The organism is Mixta sp., from assembly GCF_024610815.1.
In the GTDB taxonomy this organism is placed as follows: domain Bacteria; phylum Pseudomonadota; class Gammaproteobacteria; order Enterobacterales; family Enterobacteriaceae; genus Mixta; species Mixta calida.
This window is the reverse complement of the sequence record NZ_JANION010000122.1, coordinates 39261-56686: the sequence shown is the minus strand read 5'-3', so window position 1 is coordinate 56686 and position 17426 is coordinate 39261. Positions and strand designations below refer to the sequence as shown.

Here is a 17426-nt window from a genome sequence, read left to right as displayed (position 1 = left end):
GCAAGGCTTATTTTTTATGGCTGAGAGCAAGCGCGCAAAATAATATCAATAAAAAGGGCGACCTGTTGTCGCCCTGATAATTAACGCTATGTTGAATGCGTCAGGCCCGTTTATTCCGGCAGGCCTTCTGTGGACGGTGCGCCCAACATATAGCGGGAGAGGAAGCCATCAAGCGGCATCTTCTCGCCGTTCATCGTCACCTGCGCGCCGTTGTATTGCAGGCTGGTGACAATATTGTCATCCTGCTGGGTGGTCAGACGGAACATCTGGCCCATCGCCGCCAGACCTTTAACCTGCTGATCCGCCAGTTTGACGGCGTCCGCTTCCTGATAGCCTTCCGCCATCGCCACCTGCTTCATCATTTCCGTCGCCATCGGCATGCTGATCACCAGCTTGCCGTCCAGCGTTTTCAGCACACGATTCAGCGCGTCGGAGAGCGTTTTCGCCTCGCCCTGCGCGGTTGCCGGATCTTTAAAGTGCGCAGCGAAATTAAAGGTGCTTTCGCCCTTATCGTTTTTCCAGCTCAGCGGCGCAACCGTCACCACCGGATCGCCTTTCAGCAGCAGCGGCAGGTTAGCCGCCAGAATCTGACGCATGCCTTCCTGATAGCGCGCCGGATCTTTATCGATGCCGGGCTGGTTGAGCAGCGCCTGCATCTGGCTGTTGTAATTGTCCCCGAAGGTTTTCAGCGCCTGACCATCGAACTGCGACAGTTTCATGGTCAGCTTGCCGGAACCAAAATGACGGTTTTCCAGCTTCAGGCTATCGACCACGTAATCCATCTGGCCAGAGATGGTGTTGCCGTTGGCGTCGAACTGCGTTTTGACATCGGTGCCTTCCAGCACCGCCGCTTCCTGGCCGTTAACGCTGGCGGAAAATTTCTTCAGCGCCAGATGCTGATCGCCGATGCGCACGCCCTGCGGGCTGAGGTGGGTGTTGCCGTTGAGGGTGATGCCGTTGAGGGTAAACAGCACCGGTTGGTTCGCCTCGTTCCTGACCGTCAGCGCGATGCTGTCGATATCGCTGTCAAAGTTGACCTGGTCGCCTTTGCTGTCGCTGTCGATGCCCAGCGTGCCGCCGTTCCAGGCGTAGCGCTCGCCGCTTTCCGCATTCTGATAATCGAGCGGCAGCAGACGGATCGCCGAGGCGGTCGCGCCGCTGTAGCCGATGCGCGTGTCTGCTTCAATCACCGACTTGCCTTTGCTCAGCTCAAACAGCTTTTTCAGCGCCGGGGTATTCTCCAGCTCGCTGTGCACTGACGCCATGCTCGGAATCAGGTTGAATCTCTTCAGCTGGGCGAAGGGGAAAGGACCGTGATCGATGGTTTCGTTAAGCACGACGCTCTGTCCGGGTTTCAGCAGGGCGTTGTCTTCCGTTTGCGAGCTGGCCTGCACCACCAGCTGCGTGCGGCTGGTGAAAATGCCGCGCTGGTAGTTTTGATAGCTCACTTTCAGGCGGCTGTCGGGAGCAATCTGCGCCAGCTGCGCGTTGGCGTTTTGCACGATTTGATCCATATGGCTTTCGATCTGTTTGCCTGTTATCCAGGCGGCGCCCGTCCAGATTACGCCCAGTGCGATCACCACGCCGACCGCAATTTTCGTCTTTTTCATCGATTCGTCCTTTTGCCGGCATCAATGCCTGATATTAATTTCTTGAATAATCATAGCATTTACTGGTGAAGCCGTCAGCCCAGCCGAGTGCAGACGCGGGCGAGGCGGCCTTCTCCCTGTACGGAGACCGACGCTTCGCTGGCGGCGACGAAACAGGATTCGCCCGGATTCAGCGTCAGGCGCTGCGCGCCGCTTGTCAGCTCCGCTTTCCCTTCGATGCAAAACAGGATGGCGGCGCTTTGCTGAGTGAGCGACGTCGGCGCGTCATTCAGCAGATGCACCGAAAAGGCGAAATCCTCGACCGGCACCGGGAACCGTAGCTCGTCGCCCTCGCGTTCCGGCACGGTAAGCAGGCTGTCGCTGGCGCGTGGCGCAAATTTGACGTTCGCCATCAGCTCCGGCACGTCGATATGTTTGGGCGTCAGCCCGGCGCGCAGCACGTTGTCCGAGTTGGCCATCACCTCCAGCGCCACGCCGTGCAGATAGGCATGCGGCGTTTCGGCGAACAGAAACATCGCTTCGCCCGGTTGCAGTTCAATCACGTTCAGCAGCAGCGGCGAGAAAAGCCCGCTGTCGTCAGGCCAGAATTCAGCGATGCGCTGAATCGTATCCCACGGCTCGCCGCTGTAGCTTTGCAGCGTGGCGGTAAGGATATCGATCGCGCGCGCTTTCTCCTCATCCTGTAACGAAAGCAGGGTAGAAAAGAGCGACGCCAGATGCTTTTCATCCGGCTGTTGCAGGAAATGTGCGATAGCAGGATGCGCGCCCGCCACCGGCTGCAATAGCGAGACGATCTCGCGCAGCTCGCGGAAACCGTTTATCGCCTGGAAGGGCGTCAGGGCATAAACCAGCTCCGGCTTGTGATTGGCGTCCTTATAGTTGCGCTCCGGCGCGCTGAGCGGCACGCCCGCTGCGTTTTCGCGAGCGAAACCCGCTTCCGCCGCCGCCTTACCCGGATGAACCTGGACAGATAAGGGCTGCGCGGCGCACAAAACCTTAAACAGAAAGGGCAGTTCGCCGAAGCGCGCCGCCACCTTTGCGCCGAGCATGCTGTTTTTATCGGCGTCGATGACCTCGCGCAGCGATCGCTGCTGGCCGTCAATCAACACCGTCGAGCTACTTTTCGGATGCGCGCCCATCCACAGCTCGGCCATCGGCTGCTGCGACGGATTTTCAATGCCGTAGAGATCGGTTAAGGCATGGGTGCTGCCCCAGGCATAGTGTTGCAGCGTATTGTGAAGCTTAAACATGGTTTCTCCCTTTCCGCGGGCCGTTAACAGCACACTATTAAAGCAGAAACGTCTTGTTAAACCACGATGCAAGTCAAATAAGGACGACTGGCTCGCATAATGTTAAATTATTGTATGTCACACTATGGCCCGCGCTCGCTGTGTCGGATACGCACAGGTCAGAGCTATTTAAATCATACGTTTGTGCTTAAGGAGAGAAGTAATGGCAGCCAACCGCATTGAAAAAGATTCAATGGGACCCATTGATGTACCGGCTGATAAACTGTGGGGCGCGCAGACGCAGCGCTCGCTGGAACACTTTCGCATCTCTATAGAAAAAATGCCTGCCGAACTGGTGCATGCGCTGGCGCTGACCAAGCGCGCCGCCGCGAAGGTCAACAGCGATCTGGGGCTACTGCCGCAGGAGAGGGCGCAGGCGATTATCCAGGCCGCCGACGAAGTGCTGGCCGACAAGCACACCACCGAATTCCCGCTGGCGATCTGGCAGACCGGCTCCGGCACACAAACCAATATGAACATGAACGAGGTGCTGGCTAACCGCGCCAGCGAGATCCTCGGCGGCGAGCGCGGCATGTCGCGTCTGGTGCATCCCAACGACGATGTGAACAAAAGCCAGAGTTCCAACGACGTCTTCCCGACCGCGATGCATGTGGCGGCGGTGATAGCGGTGCGCGAGCATCTGATCCCGCAGCTGAATACGCTGAAGCAGACGCTACAGTCTAAAGCGGACGCGTTTAAAGATATCGTCAAAATCGGCCGTACCCACCTGCAGGACGCTACGCCGCTGACGCTGGGCCAGGAGATTTCCGGCTGGGTGGCGATGCTGGAACATAACCTGAAGCATATCGAACAGAGCATTCCGCATGTGGCGGAACTGGCGCTGGGCGGCACTGCGGTCGGCACCGGCCTGAATACCCACCCGGAATATGCGGTGCGCGTGGCGGAAGAACTCGCCTCGTTGACCAGCCAGCCGTTTGTGACCGCGCCGAATAAGTTTGAAGCGCTGGCCACCTGCGACGCGCTGGTACATGCGCACGGCGCGCTGAAAGGCCTGGCGGCCTCGCTGATGAAGATCGCCAACGACGTGCGCTGGCTCTCGTCCGGTCCACGCTGCGGCATTGGCGAAATCGCTATCCCGGAAAATGAGCCGGGCAGTTCCATCATGCCAGGCAAGGTTAACCCGACACAGTGCGAAGCGATGACCATGCTCTGCTGTCAGGTGATGGGCAACGATGTGGCGATCAATATCGGCGGCGCGTCCGGCAACTTCGAGCTGAACGTCTTCCGTCCGATGGTGATTCATAACTTCCTGCAATCTGTTCGCCTGCTGGCAGACGGCATGGACAGCTTTAATCACCATTGCGCCGTCGGCATCGAGCCGAACCGCGATCGCATTACCCAGCTGCTGAACGAATCGCTGATGCTGGTGACTGCGCTCAATACCCATATCGGCTACGACAAGGCGGCGGAAATCGCCAAGAAAGCGCATAAAGAGGGGCTGACGTTGAAGGCCTCGGCGCTGAAGCTGGGCTATCTCACTGAAGATGAGTTTGACGCCTGGGTGCGTCCGGAAGATATGGTCGGCAGCATGAAGCAGTAAAGGTTATTTACGGGGCCGCAACGGCCCCGTTTCTTTTTTTCCGCCATGCTGTAAAGCATTCCTTCTGCCTTAACCCGTTACACCTCGCTCACCGGTCGGTCGCAATACAGATGCAGACGCGGGATCAGCAGCCACAGCTGTTCCGCCTGCGGCTTATAGCGATGGGTAATATTCTCCGCATCGTAATTCAGCAGTTCGCCCAGCACCGGCACCTGCTGTCGATCCGGGCAGAGCACCAGCAGCGGGGAGGGACAGGCCAGCTGCGTCTGTTTTTGCTGCTCTTTGTCCCAGATGCGCGCGATAGGCTGTACCTTCACGGGACGTTTGATTTTCAGCCGCGCGCCTTTCGGCAGCGAACGCACCGCCTCCAGCTCCTGCTGTACTTTTTCCGCCCACTGCTCGCGCGTCCAGGGCGCCTGCGCGCGTCCCGCCTTCAGACTTTTTTCCAGCTTCTCGGCTATCTCCTGCGGCGTAACGTTTTTAATAATATGCTTATTGGCCCAGCCGAAGCGCACGCTGTCAGGCGCATCCAGCAGTGTAATGGCGCGATAGGCGTTCAGGGTCAGCAGGCCGCGCAGGTGAGTATGCACAAAATCGAAGCGCGCCTCGCTCGGCAGCCCCGATTCAACGGTAATAATGCGCTCCAGCGCCGCCTTCAGCTGATTGACCTTCTCAACCTGCTGGTGGAGAAGGGCGTGCTGGTGGTTGTCCGCCTCGAAGCAGAGCGCGCCGGGCAGACGCACCGCTGCTTTGGTGCTGATATTCTCCGACTGATGCTGAATAAACAGCCGGCAGTAGTGCTGTAGAGCCCGCTGTCGCGCATCGTCGCCAAGATGCTGCGTCACATTGATTTGCGTCACCGGGTCGTGTTCGGCGCCTTTTGCCACCGGCGGCAGGGAGAAGACGCGGCCGATCAGCAGAGGCAGCGCCGTTAACTGCTGCTGCAACGCGGCGAGTTCTTCTTCCAGCTGGCTGGCGCACCGGCGCAGATCTTCCACTAAATCGTAGCGGCTCATGGCGACTCCTTTAAAGAACGTCAATTAGTTACAACATACAATTTTAAACACCATTAACGATACCTCAGCAACAGAGAAAAAACCAGTCAGGCAAAAAGAAAAACGCCGCCCGCAGGCGGCCTCAGGAATCACAGCTTACGAGTATGCAGCCGGGTGGCCACAAACAGCGCGATCAGCAGCAGCAGGGCAATAAACGCCGTAATACCCGGCCAGCCGTAACGGTGCCAGAACAGGCCGCCCAGGGTGCCCGCGACGCTGGAACCGACGTAATAGCTGAACAGATAAAGCGATGAGGCCTGACCTTTGGCGCGACGCGCGCGCGGGCCGATCCAGCCGCTGGCCACCGAGTGCGCGGCGAAGAAACCGGCGGTGAACAGCATCATGCCGGGGAAAATCAGCCAGAGCGACTGAAACAGCGTAATCAGCAGGCCGATCAGCATAACCGCGGTCGAGAACAGCAGCACCGGGCCGCGACCGTAGCGGGCGGTCATCGCGCCTGCCTTCGGCGAACTCCAGGAGCCGGTGAGGTAAACCACCGACAGCAGGCCGACCACCGCCTGGCTTAGCGACCAGGGCGCGCTCAATAAGCGGTAGCCGATATAGTTAAACAGCGTCACAAAGGCGCCCATCAATAGAAAACCTTCCGCAAACAGCAGCGGCAGGCCGCGATCGCGCCAGTGCAGACGGAAATTAATCATCAGGCTGCGCGGGTTCAGCGAGGCGGGGCGAAAATGACGCGACGCCGGCAGAATTTTCCAGAACATCAAGGCCGAAGCCAGCGCAAAGCAGCCAATAAAGGCGATCGCCACGCGCCAGGAACTGAAATCAGTAATAACGCCGCTGAGCAGGCGCCCGCTCATGCCGCCGATTGAGTTGCCGCTGATATACAGTCCCATCGAAAACGCGATAACGCTGGGGTGAATCTCTTCGCTCAGGTAGGTCATGCCCACGGCCGCTACGCCGCTCAACGCCAGCCCGGTCAGTCCACGCATAATCAAAATACCGTGCCAGCTGCTCATCGTGGCGGAAAGCAGGGTAAAAATCGCGGCCAGCAGCAGCGCGACCACCATCACCGGCTTGCGGCCAATGGCGTCAGAGAGCGGGCCGGTCACCAGCAGCCCCAGCGCCATCAGGGCGGTGGAGATGGATAAAGAAATACTGCTTGCCGCAGGCGAGACGCCGAACTCCTGCGACAGCACCGGCAAAATCGGCTGTACGCAGTAAAGCAGGGCGAAAGTCGCCAGGCCTGCTGAAAACAGTGCCAGCGTCACGCGCATAAACTGCGGCGTGCCGCGTTTAATATAGCGATGCTTGTGAACAGGGAGAGAAGAAGCAGGCTGTACGTCGTCAGCGGGCAGAGACGCAGTATGAGATGAGCGATCCACAACGGTTTCCTGAGTTAAACATCCATCGCTTAATTGTGGGTGCAAGGTAATATACTGTCTAATATATTAATTATCTGAAATGATACTTATAAAATATGAATATTGAGCTGCGTCATCTGCGCTACTTTATTGCCGTCGCCGAGGAGCTGCATTTCGGTCGCGCCGCGCTGCGTCTGAATATCTCGCAGCCGCCTTTAAGCCAGCAAATACAGCTACTCGAACAGCAGATCGGCGCGCGCTTGCTGGCGCGCACTAACCGCAGCGTGCAGCTGACCGCCGCCGGGCGTCAGTTTCTGCAGGACGCGCGCGCCATTCTGCTGGATGTCGAACAGGCCGCCAGCCGCGCCGCGCGTCTGCATCAGGGAGAAGAAGGCGAAATCCGCATCGGTTTTACCTCGTCCGCGCCCTTTATCGCCGCCGTTTCCGACGCGCTGTTCAATTTTCGTCAGCGCTATCCGCAGGTACATATTCAGATGCAGGAGATGAATACTCGCCAGCAGCTGACGCCGCTCAGCGACGGCAGGCTGGACCTCGGCGTGATGCGCAATACGCCGCTGCCGGATACGCTCGCCTGGCAGCTGTTGCTGCGCGAGCCGCTCTGTTGCGTATTGCATCATGCGCATCCGCTGGCGCGTCGACCGCTTGTTTCAGTGCGCGATCTGGCACAGGAGCCGTTTGTCTTCTTCGATGCACAAAGCGGCACTGCGCTGTATGGCGAAATTATGACGCTGCTGCATCGCTATCATATCCAGCCGTATATCACTCAGGAAGTAGGCGAGGCGATGACTATCCTCGGCCTGGTGGCGACCGGGCTCGGCATTTCCATTCTGCCCGCTTCGTTTCGCCGGGCGCAGCTGGCGCATGTAGTCTGGCTGCCGCTGGCCGAGCCGGACGCCTGGTCTGAAATGTGGCTGGTCTGGTCGCGCCAGCGGGAAACCAGCGCGGTGATGGCCCATATGAAAGCGCTGCTGTTGGGTAAAAATCAGGCGTAATTTCCCCTGAGCAGGACGGTTTTTGTGCGGTAAATCACATATCGAATCAAATAGTTGACGACCTTCGATAACTGCTCCACCATAGCCTGAGAAGGTTTATTTTGAAGCGCGAAAATAAGTGGGAGCAGGGGGAGTGATAGCGGACAGTCAACCTGGTCACATCGACCAGATCAAGCAGACAAACGCTGGGGCTGTGTATCGCCTGATCGACCAGTTTGGCCCAATATCGCGTATTGAGCTTTCCCGGCGGGCGCAGCTGGCGCCGGCCAGCATCACCAAAATCGTGCGTGAAATGCTGGAAGCGCATCTGGTGCAGGAAACCGAATATCAGGAACCGGGCAGTCGCGGTCGGCCTGCGGTCGGTTTGATTCTGGACACCGTCGCCTGGCACTATCTTTCCATTCGCATCAGCCGGGGGGAAATCACCCTGGCGCTGCGCGATCTCAGCAGCAAGCTGGTAACAGAAGAGACGCGACCGCTGCCGGTTAAGAGCGAAACGCCGTTGCTGGCCCGCGTCACCGTCGAAGTCGATCAGTTTTTTATTCGTCATCAGCGCCAGCTTGAGCGTCTGACCGCTATCGCCATCACCTTACCCGGTATTATTCACACCGGTAGCGGCATTGTGCATCGCATGCCGTTTTACGACGTGGCGGATATGCCGTTGGGGCCGGAACTGGCGGCGCATACCGGCCTGCCGGTCTATATTCAGCACGACGTCTGCGCCTGGACCATCGCCGAATCGCTGTTCGGCGCCTCGCGCGGCGCCAGCGACGTTATCCAGATTGTGATTGACGATAACGTCGGCGCGGGCGTGATCACCGGCGGACGCCTGCTGCATAACAGCCGCAGTTCGCTGGTTGAAATCGGCCATACTCAGGTCGACGCCTGGGGTAAACAGTGTTACTGCGGGAATCATGGCTGTCTGGAAACGGTCGCCAGCATCGGCAGCATTCTGGAACTGGCCGCGCAGCGTATGCCGTCGGTACCCAGCTCCAGCCTGCACTATCAGCCGCTGAGCGTGGACACGCTGTGCGACGCGGCGCTGAACGGCGATCCGCTGGCGCGCGATATCATCACCGGTATCGGCAACAGCGTCGGCCGCATTCTGGCGATCATGGTCAACCTGTTTAACCCAGAAAAAATTCTTATCGGTTCGCCGCTCAACCGCGCCGCCGCGGTGCTGTATCCCGCTATCTGCGCCTCGATTCGTCAGCAGGCGCTGCCCGCCTACAGCGCTGACATCCAGGTCGAACCGACCGAATTCCCCAATCTGGGTACCATGCCGGGCGCCGCGCTGGTTAAAAACGCGATGTACAACGGCGAACTGCTGGTCAAACTGTTACAGGGCTAATCAAACCTCCGCTATCCTGCAAAAAATTGCGCTAACGCAAGCTGTTATCACGCGTGATTTCCTACACTGTCCGGCGTAAACCGATGATTAAAGTTTAACTATTTCAGGCCGTCAGCCTGCCGGAGTGTTGCTATGCTGAGTCGTCTTTTCATTACCGGTACGGATACCGCCGTCGGTAAAACTGTCATTACCCGCGCCCTGATGCAAAAGCTGGCGGAAAGTCATGTCGCTGTCGCAGGCTATAAACCGGTCGCCAAAAGCAGCCAGATGACGCCGGAAGGGCCGCGCAATAAAGATGCGCTGGTGCTGCAACAGGCCTCCACGCTGGAGATGCCGTATGAAGCGGTTAACCCGATTACGCTGCTGGAAGATGAGATCAGTACCCACCGCGGCGAGCCGATTAACTACGCGCGCCTGAGCAGTGGGCTACAGGCGTTACAAGCACAGGCGGACGTGGTCGTGGTTGAAGGCACTGGCGGCTGGCGCAGTCTGATGAACGATCTGCGTCCTTTATCGGACTGGGTGATTCAGGAGCAGCTGCCGGTCGTCCTGGTGGTCGGCATCAAGCTGGGCTGCATCAGCCATGCGCTGCTGACGGCGCAGGCGATTATCAATGATGGCCTGCCGCTGCTGGGTTGGGTGGCGAACCGCATTAATCCGGGCCTGGCGCATTACGCAGACATTATCGACGTGCTACAGGAGAAGATCCCGGCGCCGCTGCTAGGCGAGCTGCCTTATCTGCCGCGCGCCGAGCAGCGTGACCTGGCGGGCTATATCGACCTCTCTGCGCTGACGCAGCCGCAGGCGGTGGCCTGAAAGTAAACAGGCGCGCCGAGACGCGCCTGATAAGGCTTTCTGACGCGATTAACGGTTAACGATTCAGCGAGCGGCGCGTCCGACCGGAGCTGAGGTAATCGGCGATATAATCCTGCGAAATCTCTCCGCTGTACCGCCCATCCTCATCGACAATCGGCATCCAGACCGAGTTGTGTTCATAAAGCTTCGACAGCACCACGCGCAGATTCTCTTCCGCTTTGCCAGTGATCTTAAAGCTGTGCAACAGCTCCTCGCAGTTGCCGCTGGCGCCGCGCGCCTCGCGGCGTTTCACAAAGCCGAGTGGACGACCGTCGTTATCCACTACGGTGATCGATCGCATATCGTTATCGTCCATCAGCGCGAACGCCTCCGCCAGCGGAGTAGAGCGTTTCACGGTCAGCGTCTGCTGCTGATCGGTCACGTCGCCAGCCTGCACCAGCAGCAGCCGTTTCAGGGTGCGGTCCTGACCAACAAAAGAGCCGACGAACTCATTGGCCGGTTTCGCCAGCAGCTCATCCGGGGTGGCGCACTGCACGATCTTGCCCTGTCCGAAGACGGCGATCCGGTCGCCCAGCTTCAACGCCTCATCGATATCGTGGCTGACCAGCATCACGGTTTTCTTCAGCTGGCGCTGCATCTCAAGAAACTCGTTCTGAATCGCCTCACGGTTGATCGGGTCGACCGCGCCGAACGGCTCATCCATCAGCAGCACCGGCGGATCGGCGGCGAGGGCGCGGATAACGCCGATGCGCTGCTGCTGGCCGCCTGACATCTCTTTCGGATAGCGGTTTAGGAACTTATGGGGATCGAGCGCGACCATATTCATCAGCTCGGTCGCGCGCTCGCGGCAGCGTTTTTTATCCCAGCCCAGCATGCGCGGCACCACGGTAATGTTCTCCTCAATGGTCATATTGGGGAACAGGCCGATCTGCTGGATAACGTAGCCGATATTGCGCCGCAGAGTCACGGTATCCTGCGTGCTGGTATCTTCGCCGTTGATGGTGATTTTTCCGCTGGTCGCCGGGATTAGGCGGTTAATCATCTTCAGGGTGGTGGTTTTGCCGCACCCGGAAGGGCCAAGCAGTACGCACATCTCGCCGGCGGGCACGTGCAGGCTGACATTGTCCACCGCATTTATCGTCGTGCCGTTTTTCTGGGTAAAGGTTTTAGTCAGGTTTTCCAGTTTTATCATTATCGAATCCCCCTGGGTGTCAGCACCCGTTGCAGACGTTGCAGCAGCCAGTCAAGAATAATCGCCAGCAAACAGATCAGCAGCGCGCCGGCGATCAGCATGCGGATATCGCTGCCGCTGATGCCGTCCAGCAGCAGCAGTCCTAAACCGCCAGCGCCGATAACGGCGGCGATCGCCATCACGCCAACGTTCATGACTACGGCGGTGCGAATGCCGCCGAAAATCACCGGCAGCGCCAGCGGGATCTCTACCCAGCGCAGGCGTTGCAGAAAGGTCATGCCGATGCCGCGGCCCGCTTCGCGCATGCCGGGCGGAATATTCTCCAGCGCGGTATGGGTATTGCGCACGATCGGCAGCAGCGAATAGAGAAACACCGCCGTTATCGCCGGTACCACGCCAATGCCCTGACCGATCAGCGAAAACAGCGGGATCATCAGGCCGAACAGGGCGATAGACGGGATGGTCAGCACGATGGTCGCCACGCCCAGCACCGGCGTCGCCAGCCATTTAAAACGCACAATCAGCACGCCCAGCGGCACGCCCGCCAGAATGGCGCAGCCCACCGCGACCAGCACCAGCCACAGGTGCTGCCAGGTCAGATCAAGAAGGTAGGGCCAGTTGCCGATCATATAGTGAATGGTATCCATAGCCTCTCCTTACAGCATGCCTTTCGATTGCAGGAATTCGCGCGCGACCTGCTGCGGCGACTGATGATCGATGTCCACCCGTTTATTCAGTTCGGTGATGACGTCATCGGTAATGAGCGCGGAAAGCTGATTCAGCGCCGTATCCAGACCCGGATTCGCCGCCAGCACCTCTTTACGCACCACCGGCGTCACGTTATAGCTGGGGAAGTAATGCTTATCATCCTCAAGGATCTTCAGATCGAAGCCCTTAACGCGGCCATCGGTAGTATAAACCAGTCCGGCGTCGACAAAGCCGTCGCGGATGGCGTTATAGACCAGACCGGGGTCCATCTGGCGGATCTGCGGACGGTCGAGGGTCAGGCCGTAGAGTTTTTGTAGCGGTTTCAGGCCATCTGAGCGTCCGGCGAACTCCAGATCCAGCCCCAGCATCCAGTTATGGTCGGGATCGCGCTGCCGAATCTCTTCAATGCGCGCCACCAGCTGCGACACCGTGCTGATATGCTCTTTTTCGGCGCGTTTGCGCTGCATGGCGAAGGCATAGGTGTTGTTCATCGGCGCTGGCTCAAGCCAGACCAGCCCCAGCTTCGCATCCAGGCGACGCACCGTTTCATAAGCCTCTTTAGAGGACATCGGCTCTTTGATGTGGTTGAAGATAATCAGCGACGAGCCGGTATATTCCCACGTCATATCGATCTGCTTGTTAAGCATCGCGCTGCGGCTGATCGAGAGGGCGATGTTGGTTTTGGGAATAACGTCAAAACCTTTTTTGGTCAGCCAGAGCGTAGTCATCGCTGATAAAATATGCTGTTCGGTAAAGCCCTTGGTCGCCATGGTAATTGGTCTGGCGGTTGCCACGCCAGCGGCGAAAGCCAACAGGCTAAACAGCGCCAGCGCGCGCGTTAAGGTACGGAATAGGGTCATTATCGCGTCTCCTGTTACAGCGCGTGCGGGCTGAGCCAGCGGCCAAGGAGGGCCAGCAGCATATCCAGTATTAGCGCGAATAGCGCCGTCGCCACCGCGCCGAGGATCAGAACGGGGAAATCGTTCAGATAGATGCCGGGGAAGATCAGTTCGCCGTAGCTGCTGGCGCCGATCAGGAACGCCAGCGGCGCGGTGCCGACATTGATCGCCATGGCGATGCGGATGCCGGAAAGCATCACCGGCCAGGCGCCAGGCAGTTCCACCTGACGCAGGCGCTGCATCTTCGTCATGCCGATGCCGTTGGCCGCTTCCAACAGCGAGTCGGGCACGCCAATCAGACCGGCGTAGGTGTTGCGCACTACCGGCAGCAGCGAGGCGAGAAACAGGGCGATAATCGCCGGACGATCGCCAATGCCGATCACGACCATTGCCAGCGCCAGCACGGCCAGCGGCGGCAGAGTATTGCCGACATTGAAGATCTGCATAATATATTCCGCCCAGCGGCGGGCGAAAGGGCGACTGAGCAGAATGCCGCTGGGAATGCCGACCAGTAGCGCGAACAGCATTGACCAGCCCACCAGCCAGAGGTGCTGTCTGCCGAGATAGATCAAATCGACCCGGCGCGCTTTAATCACATCCAGACCTATGCCGTAGATCAACAGCGCGGCGACTGGCGCGATCACCAGCAGGGCCAGCAGGATCCGCTTCATCGTCGAAGAAAAGTGCATGGACAGGGTTCTCCTGGGAATAACCTGAAGCGCCTTTAGCAAGACGGCGCCATTGTTATAGTAATCAGCGTGCAGCGGCCATGTGGAAAGGGGTTCCGCCAGCCGCGCTCGCGCTCGATACAAAATGCTGATTTATGCCTCTTTATCAGCAAAAACAAACGCAGTGCCTTAAACCTATAGCAGCGGCTGGGCAGGCTCGCCAGTTTTAGCGTTAAAATCAGCAGGATACTTTTGCTTTTTGCGGCGTAAGCGGCGCTATTTTCAGCAATCGAGCGCGCGGCGCCTTATCAACAAGCAGAACGCGGCGCGCGGCGTCACCAGGTGGGCTACGCTTAGGGGATCGACAGGAAGGGGAATCATGCCAGAGAACGCACATCAGCCGGTCGCGCACCGCCATTTGATCTTAATCGCCTGTATGCTGGCGATGTTTATGGCAGCGATCGAAGTTACCATCGTCGCCACCGCCATGCCGACCATCATCGCCCAGCTCGGCGGTTTTTCGCAGTTTGGCTGGGTCTTTTCCATCTATCTGCTGACCCAGGCGGTCAGCGTGCCGATCTACGGCAGGCTGGCCGATCTCTGGGGGCGCAAACGGATGTTTTTTATCGGCGCCACGCTGTTTTTACTCGGTTCGGTGCTGTGCGGCTTCGCTAACAGCATGGGCTGGCTGATCCTGTTCCGCGCCTTTCAGGGGCTGGGCGCCGGAGCGATTATGCCGCTGACCTCCACCATCGTCGCCGATATCTATTCGCCGCGTGAAAGGGCGGGCATTCAGGGCTGGCTTTCCAGCGTCTGGGGCGTGGCGGCGATTATCGGCCCGCTCACCGGCGCATGGATCGTGCAGCACTTCAGCTGGGCATTGGTGTTCTGGGTCAACGTGCCGCTGGGGATCGTCTCGATGCTGATGCTGGCACGCTGGCTTCCGGCGCATCCGACGGAAGGCTCACAGCGGCTTAACGTTTCCGGCAGCGCCTGGCTGATGCTGAGCGTCAGCGCGCTGTTAGTGGCGCTGTTGCAGGCAGAGGCGCTCGGCTACTGGCTGCTGCTGTTTTTAGCGGTGGCGCTGCTGGCCGGTTTTCTTCTGCTGCGCCATGAAAAGGCGGCGGAGGCGCCGCTGTTTCCGCTGGCCATCTGGCGCAGCCGGGTGATCCTCGCGGGCAACGCGGGCAATTTGATTATCGGCGCGGCGATGATGGGCATCAGCGCCTTTCTGCCGACCTGGATTCAGGGCGTCAACGGCGGTTCGCCGTTGCAGGCGGGCAGCGCGCTGGCGATGATGTCGATCGGCTGGCCGCTGGCCAGTACCCTGAGCGGCAGGCTGATGTTGCGCACCTCCTACCGCTTTACCGCCCAGCTGGGCGCCTTTTTGCTGATCGCCGGCACCGCGCTGCTGCTGACGCTGCATGCCGACAGCAGCCTGATCCTGGCGGGCTTCGCCGCGTTCGTCATCGGCACCGGCATGGGCATGACCAGCACCACCTTTCTGGTCTCGGTGCAGAACAGCGCCGACTTCGCCATTCGCGGCATCTGCACCGCCTCGATCATGTTCAGCCGCATGCTGGGATCGGCTATCGGCACAGCGGTAATGGGGGCGGTACTGAATTACAACCTGATGCTGCGGCTGCCGGAGGCGCACGATCCGGTACAGCAGATCATGTCGCCCGACCGACGTCAGGCGCTGGACAGCAGCACGCTGCAACAGATGATCGCGCAGATTGCGGCGTCGCTGCACTGGGTGTTTATCGTTTCGCTGTTGATTGCGACAGGCGCGCTGTTTATCGCCTGGTCGATGCCACGGCGGCGGCCGGAATAGCGGAAGAAAAAAAGAAGGCACCGCAGGAGGCGGTGCCGGAGATAGTCGTTACTGCGCGGGCGCGTCCTGAGTCGTTCCCGCATTGGCCGGCACGTTAGCGTCGCCGTCAGCGCCGGTGCGCTTGTAGACGATTTTCTGCGTGTCGTTTTCACAGTGTCCGACAACCTGACCGCCAGCGGCATCCGCCTGATCGTTGGGCACGATATCCAGCGTGAAGCCCGATTCCGGCACGCCGTTATTGATGATTTTCTGGCTGATATCCGCCTTCACCGACTCGCACGACGCCTGAACAGCCAGCGGAGCGGCAACCAGCAGGGCGCTTAACATCCACTTCTTCGCTCTCATCACATCATCCTTTTGCAATAAAACCAGCGGTAACTATAGCAGCTCTGCGGGATCAGGGCGTGACCGGACGTCCGGTGCGGCGATCGAGGCAGCGCAGGGTGTTGGCTTCCCAGTAGGCGTTGACATTGTAGCTCTGTTCGCAGGCGTCACGCGTATCAAAGGCGCGATCGGTCTTGTCGAACTCTTTCTCCACGCGGCTGTTCACTTTTTTGCGCAGCATGCGGGTATCGTCCCACTGTTCTTTATTCTGACGCGCCTCTTCATTGCTGAGCGCGTTACTGCCATTTTCAATAATCACGCGATCGGTGCGCGCCTGAGCCTGGGTGGAAAGCGTCAGCGCGCCGAGCAGGGTAAAGGGCAACAGCGCAACGGCCAGACGTTGAGTTAACGTTTTCATCTTTTCTTCCTTATCTTTCACGGCGACCCGCCATGAGGTGACATCGCTTTTAGTATATCATCGCCGTTTATTTACTCACCAGCGGGCTGAGCGCTTCGTTTAGCTTTTGGAAACTTTTGATGTTGAAAACTTCGTTGCTTTTTTTTATTACCGCGCTGGCGGAAATTATCGGCTGCTTTCTGCCGTTTCTCTGGCTGAAAAAAGGGGCGTCGCCGCTGCTGCTGTTGCCCGCCGCGCTGAGTCTGGCGCTGTTCGTCTGGCTGCTGACGCTGCATCCGGCCGCCAGCGGGCGCATCTATGCCGCCTACGGCGGCGTCTATGTCATGACGGCGTTGCTGTGGCTGCGTTGGGTAGACGGCGTGCGCTTAAGCGCTTACGACTGGCTGGGCGCGGCGGTGGCGTTCTGCGGCATGCTGATTATCGTGGCGGGCTGGGGCAAGGCGTAGGCGGGCGAGATAAAACAAGGGGGAGCCAGGCTCCCCATGGGATCAGGATTTCTTCGCGACGGTCAGACCTGCGGTGGTCTGGCTGACCGGCATCATCTCCAGCGTATTGATATTGACATGCGCAGGCAGCGTCGCCACCCAGAACACCGCCTCGGTGACATCTTCCGGCGTCAGCGCGGTAGTGCCCGCGTAGACGTTTTCCGCGCGGCTGTCGTCGCCTTTAAAGCGCACATTGGAAAATTCGGTGCCTCCGACCAGACCCGGCTCGATATCGGTCACGCGCAGCGCGGTGCCGTGCAGATCGGTGCGCAGATTAAGGCTGAACTGACGCACAAAGGCCTTGGTGGCGCCGTAGACGTTGCCGCCAAGATAAGGCCAGTTGCCGGCAACGGAGCCGATATTGATAATGTGGCCGATATTGCGCTCCACCATCGACGGCAGCAGGGCGCGGGTCATATAGACCAGCCCTTTATTGTTGGTGTCGATCATGGTTTCCCAGTCTTCGATGCTGGCCTTGTGCGCTGGCTCCACGCCCAGCGCCAGCCCGGCGTTGTTCACCAGAATATCGATTTGGCGCCATTCCGCAGGCAGCGTCGCCACGGCGGTTTCAATGGCGGCGCGATCGCGCACGTCAAATTGCAGGGTATAGAGATTGTCGCCCAGCTCCGCCTTCAGGGCATCCAGACGGTCCTGACGGCGTCCGGTCGCGATAACTTTATGGCCCGCAGCGATAAAACGACGGGCAATACTCTGACCAAAGCCAGCGGTAGCGCCGGTAACAAAAATTATCATCTCACTGTTCCTCAACAGATTTTCCAGGTTAAACACCATAGCACTTCGTTTTGCCGCTGCACAGGACCCATTAAACCGTATCCGGCACGACGCATTTTGGTGCTTTGCACCGCGCGCTTGCCCAT

17 protein-coding genes are annotated in these 17426 nt (G+C 58.9%); 6 read left to right on the top strand and 11 right to left on the bottom strand.

The window, feature by feature from the left end; all coding sequences use genetic code 11:
- Positions 1 to 110 precede the first annotated feature (110 nt).
- Positions 111 to 1610 (bottom strand): YdgA family protein, encoded by a 1500-nt coding sequence (locus MYY08_RS08780; RefSeq protein WP_084970368.1) that lies wholly within the window; start codon positions 1608 to 1610, stop codon positions 111 to 113.
- A gap of 74 nt (positions 1611 to 1684) precedes the next feature.
- Positions 1685 to 2860 (bottom strand): mannose-6-phosphate isomerase, encoded by a 1176-nt coding sequence (gene manA, locus MYY08_RS08775; RefSeq protein ID WP_084970367.1) that lies wholly within the window; start codon positions 2858 to 2860, stop codon positions 1685 to 1687.
- A gap of 202 nt (positions 2861 to 3062) precedes the next feature.
- Between manA and fumC the strand changes: the two genes are divergently transcribed.
- Entirely contained in the window at positions 3063 to 4460 is a 1398-nt protein-coding gene (gene fumC, locus MYY08_RS08770) for a class II fumarate hydratase (RefSeq protein ID WP_190296824.1), read from the top strand.
- A gap of 77 nt (positions 4461 to 4537) precedes the next feature.
- Here the strand turns inward: fumC and tus are convergent, their stop codons facing one another.
- Complete coding sequence (gene tus, locus MYY08_RS08765) at positions 4538 to 5476, bottom strand: DNA replication terminus site-binding protein (protein WP_084970365.1); 939 nt, start codon at positions 5474 to 5476, stop codon at positions 4538 to 4540.
- A gap of 128 nt (positions 5477 to 5604) precedes the next feature.
- On the bottom strand, positions 5605 to 6861 hold the full coding sequence (gene ynfM / locus MYY08_RS08760) for a multidrug efflux MFS transporter YnfM/SxtP(Kp) (RefSeq protein WP_498043456.1): 1257 nt from the start codon (positions 6859 to 6861) through the stop codon (positions 5605 to 5607).
- Positions 6862 to 6956: 95 nt separating this feature from the next.
- Here ynfM and MYY08_RS08755 point away from each other — a divergent pair, with 95 nt between their 5' ends.
- From MYY08_RS08755 to bioD, 3 genes are all read left to right on the top strand, one after another.
- Entirely contained in the window at positions 6957 to 7853 is an 897-nt protein-coding gene (locus MYY08_RS08755; protein ID WP_038626212.1) for a LysR family transcriptional regulator, read from the top strand.
- 133 nt (positions 7854 to 7986) lie between these two features.
- Entirely contained in the window at positions 7987 to 9204 is a 1218-nt protein-coding gene (mlc, locus tag MYY08_RS08750; RefSeq protein ID WP_288013930.1) for a sugar metabolism global transcriptional regulator Mlc, read from the top strand.
- A 132-nt stretch (positions 9205 to 9336) separates the two neighbouring features.
- A complete protein-coding gene (gene bioD / locus MYY08_RS08745; RefSeq protein ID WP_038626210.1) occupies positions 9337 to 10020 on the top strand; it encodes a dethiobiotin synthase in 684 nt (227 codons plus the stop codon).
- Positions 10021 to 10075: 55 nt separating this feature from the next.
- On the opposite strand, the gene osmV is transcribed toward bioD, so the two are convergent.
- Genes osmV through MYY08_RS08725 form a run of 4 tightly spaced genes read right to left on the bottom strand, consistent with a single transcriptional unit; the run spans position 10076 to position 13508 of the window.
- Positions 10076 to 11212 (bottom strand): osmoprotectant ABC transporter ATP-binding protein OsmV, encoded by a 1137-nt coding sequence (gene osmV, locus MYY08_RS08740; RefSeq protein WP_038626209.1) that lies wholly within the window; start codon positions 11210 to 11212, stop codon positions 10076 to 10078.
- Entirely contained in the window at positions 11212 to 11859 is a 648-nt protein-coding gene (osmW, locus tag MYY08_RS08735) for an osmoprotectant ABC transporter permease OsmW (RefSeq protein ID WP_038626208.1), read from the bottom strand. Before osmW ends, osmV begins: the two co-directional genes overlap by 1 nt.
- 9 nt (positions 11860 to 11868) lie before the next feature.
- Positions 11869 to 12780 carry a glycine betaine ABC transporter substrate-binding protein gene (locus MYY08_RS08730; RefSeq protein WP_190296827.1) on the bottom strand — a complete coding sequence of 304 codons (912 nt, stop codon included), beginning with the start codon at positions 12778 to 12780 and terminating at the stop codon, positions 11869 to 11871.
- 14 nt (positions 12781 to 12794) lie between these two features.
- Entirely contained in the window at positions 12795 to 13508 is a 714-nt protein-coding gene (locus MYY08_RS08725; RefSeq protein ID WP_038626206.1) for an ABC transporter permease, read from the bottom strand.
- Between the two features lie 358 nt (positions 13509 to 13866).
- Between MYY08_RS08725 and MYY08_RS08720 the strand changes: the two genes are divergently transcribed.
- Positions 13867 to 15321, top strand: coding sequence for an MDR family MFS transporter (locus MYY08_RS08720; RefSeq protein WP_288013929.1), 1455 nt, complete (start codon positions 13867 to 13869; stop codon positions 15319 to 15321).
- Between the two features lie 48 nt (positions 15322 to 15369).
- Here MYY08_RS08720 and MYY08_RS08715 read toward each other — a convergent pair whose 3' ends face one another.
- Both MYY08_RS08715 and MYY08_RS08710 read right to left on the bottom strand, forming a co-directional pair.
- On the bottom strand, positions 15370 to 15666 hold the full coding sequence (locus tag MYY08_RS08715; RefSeq protein WP_084970362.1) for a DUF1161 domain-containing protein: 297 nt from the start codon (positions 15664 to 15666) through the stop codon (positions 15370 to 15372).
- Positions 15667 to 15718: 52 nt separating this feature from the next.
- Positions 15719 to 16063 carry a DUF1283 family protein gene (locus MYY08_RS08710; protein ID WP_038626201.1) on the bottom strand — a complete coding sequence of 115 codons (345 nt, stop codon included), beginning with the start codon at positions 16061 to 16063 and terminating at the stop codon, positions 15719 to 15721.
- 119 nt (positions 16064 to 16182) lie between these two features.
- Between MYY08_RS08710 and MYY08_RS08705 the strand changes: the two genes are divergently transcribed.
- Complete coding sequence (locus MYY08_RS08705) at positions 16183 to 16509, top strand: YnfA family protein (protein WP_190296829.1); 327 nt, start codon at positions 16183 to 16185, stop codon at positions 16507 to 16509.
- Between the two features lie 42 nt (positions 16510 to 16551).
- Here the strand turns inward: MYY08_RS08705 and ydfG are convergent, their stop codons facing one another.
- Complete coding sequence (gene ydfG / locus MYY08_RS08700; RefSeq protein WP_038626197.1) at positions 16552 to 17301, bottom strand: bifunctional NADP-dependent 3-hydroxy acid dehydrogenase/3-hydroxypropionate dehydrogenase YdfG; 750 nt, start codon at positions 17299 to 17301, stop codon at positions 16552 to 16554.
- Between the last annotated feature and the right edge of the window lie 125 nt (positions 17302 to 17426).

Excerpts from the sequence above, each read along its gene's own strand:
- MYY08_RS08780 (WP_084970368.1), bottom strand. The coding sequence starts at position 1,610 with ATGAAAAAGACGAAAATTGCGGTCGGCGTGGTGATCGCACTGGGCGTA.
- manA (WP_084970367.1), bottom strand. The coding sequence starts at position 2,860 with ATGTTTAAGCTTCACAATACGCTGCAACACTATGCCTGGGGCAGCACC.
- fumC (WP_190296824.1), top strand. The coding sequence starts at position 3,063 with ATGGCAGCCAACCGCATTGAAAAAGATTCAATGGGACCCATTGATGTA.
- tus (WP_084970365.1), bottom strand. The coding sequence starts at position 5,476 with ATGAGCCGCTACGATTTAGTGGAAGATCTGCGCCGGTGCGCCAGCCAG.
- MYY08_RS08755 (WP_038626212.1), top strand. The coding sequence starts at position 6,957 with ATGAATATTGAGCTGCGTCATCTGCGCTACTTTATTGCCGTCGCCGAG.
- bioD (WP_038626210.1), top strand. The coding sequence starts at position 9,337 with ATGCTGAGTCGTCTTTTCATTACCGGTACGGATACCGCCGTCGGTAAA.
- osmV (WP_038626209.1), bottom strand. The coding sequence starts at position 11,212 with ATGATAAAACTGGAAAACCTGACTAAAACCTTTACCCAGAAAAACGGC.
- osmW (WP_038626208.1), bottom strand. The coding sequence starts at position 11,859 with ATGGATACCATTCACTATATGATCGGCAACTGGCCCTACCTTCTTGAT.
- MYY08_RS08730 (WP_190296827.1), bottom strand. The coding sequence starts at position 12,780 with ATGACCCTATTCCGTACCTTAACGCGCGCGCTGGCGCTGTTTAGCCTG.
- MYY08_RS08725 (WP_038626206.1), bottom strand. The coding sequence starts at position 13,508 with ATGCACTTTTCTTCGACGATGAAGCGGATCCTGCTGGCCCTGCTGGTG.
- MYY08_RS08720 (WP_288013929.1), top strand. The coding sequence starts at position 13,867 with ATGCCAGAGAACGCACATCAGCCGGTCGCGCACCGCCATTTGATCTTA.
- MYY08_RS08715 (WP_084970362.1), bottom strand. The coding sequence starts at position 15,666 with ATGAGAGCGAAGAAGTGGATGTTAAGCGCCCTGCTGGTTGCCGCTCCG.
- MYY08_RS08710 (WP_038626201.1), bottom strand. The coding sequence starts at position 16,063 with ATGAAAACGTTAACTCAACGTCTGGCCGTTGCGCTGTTGCCCTTTACC.
- MYY08_RS08705 (WP_190296829.1), top strand. The coding sequence starts at position 16,183 with ATGTTGAAAACTTCGTTGCTTTTTTTTATTACCGCGCTGGCGGAAATT.
- ydfG (WP_038626197.1), bottom strand. The coding sequence starts at position 17,301 with ATGATAATTTTTGTTACCGGCGCTACCGCTGGCTTTGGTCAGAGTATT.